The sequence below is a fragment of the Xanthobacter aminoxidans genome (genome assembly GCF_023571765.1).
Taxonomy (GTDB): Bacteria; Pseudomonadota; Alphaproteobacteria; order Rhizobiales; family Xanthobacteraceae; genus Xanthobacter; species Xanthobacter aminoxidans.
The window spans coordinates 1-3,835 of record NZ_JAMJXC010000048.1 but is presented as its reverse complement, the minus strand read 5'-3'; the positions used below and the strand labels follow the sequence as shown (position 1 = coordinate 3,835).

The following is a 3,835-nucleotide window of genomic DNA, read 5'->3' as shown; positions in this document are numbered from 1 at the left end:
CTGTCGATCAGCACCTGGGCGGGAGGACCTCCTGCGCTGGCGAGAGCATGGAAGAGGTCTGTCCAGATCCCCTTGGCAGCCCATCGGACAAAGCGGTTGTAGAGCGTCTTGCGCGGCCCATATTCGGTCGGCGCGTCGATCCATCGGCCGCCCGATTTCAGGACATGCACGATGCCGCTGATCACCCGCCGGTCATCGACACGCGGCTTGCCGCGCGTGTCCCTGGGCAGATACGGCTCAAGCCACGCAAACTGCGCATCCGTGAGCCAGAAACGATCTCCGCTCATCATCAGATCCTCCACGGACTGATGAATCACAACATGCTGCGAAGGCCAATTATTTTATGAGTCCGAGCCCTAGGTGTTTAGTCCCGGCATTTGGTGGATCGGGTTGATGATGAATCTTTCGGGTTCGATTGTCCATCGTTTGCAGATGAATTCGTAGGGCGAGAGCCCCTTCAGGGTCTTGGGGCGGCGGGCAAAGTTGTAGGCGGCAACGAAGGTTTCGAGATGGGCTCGAAGCTGTTCGTGGTCGTCGTAGTGGAAACGTTTGACGGTTGCCTCCTTGATCGTGCGGTTCATCCGCTCGACCTGCCCGTTGGTCCAGGGATGCTTTGGCTTTGTCAGCCGGTGTTCGATGCCATGAGCCTGACAGGCGCGATCAAAGGGATGCCCGCGCCACATGGCGGTCGGACCGGAACGGTTCTTCGGCAGGTCGGCAAACTGGATGCCGTTATCGGTGAGAACGATCTCGATCCTGTAGGGAACAGCGGCCACCAGCGCATCGAGGAAAGTGCGTGCCGTCGCCGTGGTGGCCTTGTCGACAAGCTGGGCAAAGGCGAACTTCGAGGTGCGGTCGATGCCGACATACAGATACAATTTGCCTTCCGCCGTCTGCACCTCGGCGATGTCAATGTGGAAGAAGCCGATCGGGTAGGCCTTGAACCTCCTCTTTGCCGGCTAGTCGCCCGCCACATCGGGAAGCTTTGAGATGCCATGCCGTTGCAGGCATCGGTGAAGCGACGAGCGGGTCAGGTGGGGGATCGTCGCCTGCAGGGCGTAGAGGCAGTCGTCGAGCGGCAACAGGGTGTGCCTGCGGAAGGCGACGACGATCCCCTCCTCCTCCAGGGACAGGACCGTCGACTTGACGTCCTTCGGGCCGGTCGGAAGATCCGCGCAGGAGGTCCGCTTCTTCCATTTGGCGACTGTTTTCTGGTTGATCCCATAGCGCTTGGCCAGAGCCCTCAGGCTCTCTTGACTATGCTGTATCGCTCGACGGACTGCCTCCGTCGTCGTGGCGCATCCATGCAGAGCCTGGCCCAGGGAGTGTCAGGAATTTCGTGTGGTGGCGGTCATGATGGACCTTATGGAGGTTCCCGATGGCCCGACGCAAAGCCCCCCGCATTCCTGACGAACTCCTGGACCAGTTGCTGGCCGGTGCCGATCCCAAGACGGCCTTCGATGCCAACGGTTTGCTCGACGATCTGAAGAAGGCGCTGGCCGAGCGCGCCCTGAACGCCGAGATGGATCATCACCTGGCGGGCGACGAGACCGGCAACAGCCGCAACGGCTATGGACGGAAGACGGTGACCACCGAGACCGGCCGGATCGAGCTGGAGATCCCGCGGGACCGGCAGGCGACGTTCGATCCCCAGCTCATCGCCAAGTACCAGCGGCGCTTCCCCGGCTTCGACGACAAGATCGTGTCCATGTATGCCCGGGGCATGAGCGCCCGGGAGATCGTCGGGCACCTGCGCGAGCTCTACGGCATCGAGGTTTCTCCCGACCTCATCAGCGTCGTCACCGACGCCGTCCTGGAGGAGATCGCCTCCTGGCAGGCCCGGCCGCTCGAGCCGGTCTATCCCCTGGTCTTCTTCGATGCCCTGCGCGTCAAGGTGCGCGACGAGGGCATCGTCCGCAACAAGGCGGTCCACATCGCGCTCGGCGTGCGGGCCGATGGCGCCAAGGAGATCCTCGGCCTGTGGCTGGAACAGAACGAGGGTGCCAAGTTCTGGCTCCGCGTCATGAACGAGCTTCGGAACCGCGGCGTCGAGGACCTGCTGCTCGCCGTCGTCGATGGCCTGAAGGGCTTCCCCGACGCAATCCGGGCCGTCTTCCCCGAGGCGGTGGTCCAGACCTGCATCGTCCACCTGCTGCGCCACAGCCTGGACTTCGTATCATACAAGGACCGCAAGGCCGTCGCCGCGGCGCTGAAGGACATCTATCGGGCCGTGGACGCTGCCGCCGGCGAGGCCGCGCTCGGGGCCTTCGAGGAAGGTCCCTGGGGCCGGCGCTATCCGGCCATCGCCCCCAGAGCTGGCGGCGGGTCTGGAGCGAAGTCGTGCCGTTCTACGCCTTCCCGGCGGAGGTGCGCCGCATCCTCTACACCACGAATGCCATCGAGGCGCTCAACGCCAAGCCGCGCCGCGCCGTGCGGGCCAGAGGCCACTTCCCCACCGACGAGGCCGCCCTGAAGCTCCTCTTCCTGGTCTTGAACCGGGCCGAAAAGGAGTGGAAGATGGCGCCTCGTGAATGGGCGATGGCAAAGGCGCAGTTCGCCGTCATCTTCGGCGAGCGCTTCACGAAGGCCATGGCGGCCTGATCTTCAACCCGCCGCCACCACACGAAATTCCTGACACTCCCGATTGTTCGCGGTGGCCCCGGCGAAGCCCGTCTCGCATTGGAACAGCCAACTACCTTCTCGGCACCCACTTGCCGTTCCGACGGACCAGCATCGCGCCGCAGAACTTGCCCCGAACGGGAAGCGAGCAGTAAGGGCTCTTGCCGTTGGTCCCGACATAGAGGGTGACGATCAAGCCGCCGAAGCGGTTCTGACTATCGGTGGCGATCAATGGGTCGGGCTCGACGGTTTCGTCGAAGACCCGCCGCCACTCCCGGGGACCGACCTGCTTCCAGATGATCAGACCGCAGCCGCCGGTCGAGCAGTTGCCGCCTTTGACCATGCCGTCGCAGACGTGTTGGGCGGACAGGATGATGTCTGTCCCGCCGGTATGGTCCAAGTCGACGAAGGAGATGCCGGCTTCATCCGAGGAGGCGTAACCGGCTTCCTCGCAAGCTTGCCGGATCTGCCGCACCGTGTTGACGACATCGCTTGGAAGCGCCGAGAAGGGCAGCTGAGCCGGCTGAGCGGCCGCGCCGACGGGTGTGATGGCAACCGAAAGCAAGGCCGCCGCAAACGCGTGTTTGTGGCGGGTTACTTTGTTGGCGCCCCTGCCGGCCGTCATGACTGTCCCCCTTCGATTGCAGTCAGGCCGTTGCAGCGGCCGTCAACTCGATCCCCCAGCGGGACGCGGCGAAGACCCCGCCGTGGTTGAGCAGGTTCTTGCCCGTGTATCCGTTGCCCTTCAGGCCGAGCCAAACGACGAGCCCCACGTCGACGACGAACAGCAGCGGCACGAGACCCTCGCGCGCATCGGCGCTCATGGGGATGATGCTGATCAAAATGACGAAGACGCGCCAGGCAGCCATGAAGGCGCCGAGGCCATAGAGCTGGCGCAGGAACAGCGGCAGGCCGAACACCCCGGAGAACAGCACCAGCACCCAGCTGAAGCCGATCTTCACGGTCTTCAGCTCACCCGTCTTCGGGTTCTTGAACGCGACCTTCATGTGGTCCCCCAATGATGTGTGTGATGTGAAACGGGAGGCTCAGCGCGCGGCGCTGACGGTCGGCGCAATGACGCCGTCCTTAAGCATGAAGCCAGCGGTGCCATCGGCGAGCGTGCCCGGCACGAGTTCGGCCTCGGCCTCGCCCTGCGGCTGGATTTTTGCGATGGGCGCCGTCCAGGCCAATGTCGAGCCCGGACCGACCTTCCGGC

General features: G+C 63.9%; 3 protein-coding genes and 2 pseudogenes. 1 reads left to right on the top strand and 4 read right to left on the bottom strand.

The features are described from left to right. Together EJ105_RS27470 and EJ105_RS27465 are read right to left on the bottom strand one after the other, a co-directional pair. Window positions 1-287: transposase (locus tag EJ105_RS27470; protein WP_250168863.1), on the bottom strand; the 287-nt coding region annotated here is incomplete at its 3' end. Window positions 288-356: 69 nt separating this feature from the next. Continuing rightward, window positions 357-1,322 (bottom strand): annotated as a pseudogene (locus EJ105_RS27465) (IS481 family transposase). Window positions 1,323-1,378: 56 nt separating this feature from the next. Between EJ105_RS27465 and EJ105_RS27460 the strand changes: the two are divergent. Next, window positions 1,379-2,601 (top strand): annotated as a pseudogene (locus tag EJ105_RS27460) (IS256 family transposase). A gap of 91 nt (window positions 2,602-2,692) precedes the next feature. Here EJ105_RS27460 and EJ105_RS27455 read toward each other — a convergent pair. Both EJ105_RS27455 and EJ105_RS27450 read right to left on the bottom strand, forming a co-directional pair. Further along, window positions 2,693-3,244, bottom strand: a complete 552-nt coding sequence (locus EJ105_RS27455; RefSeq protein ID WP_250168862.1) for a hypothetical protein — start codon at window positions 3,242-3,244, stop codon at window positions 2,693-2,695. A gap of 22 nt (window positions 3,245-3,266) precedes the next feature. Beyond that, window positions 3,267-3,626, bottom strand: coding sequence for a hypothetical protein (locus EJ105_RS27450; RefSeq protein WP_250168861.1), 360 nt, complete (start codon window positions 3,624-3,626; stop codon window positions 3,267-3,269). Between the last annotated feature and the right edge of the window lie 209 nt (window positions 3,627-3,835).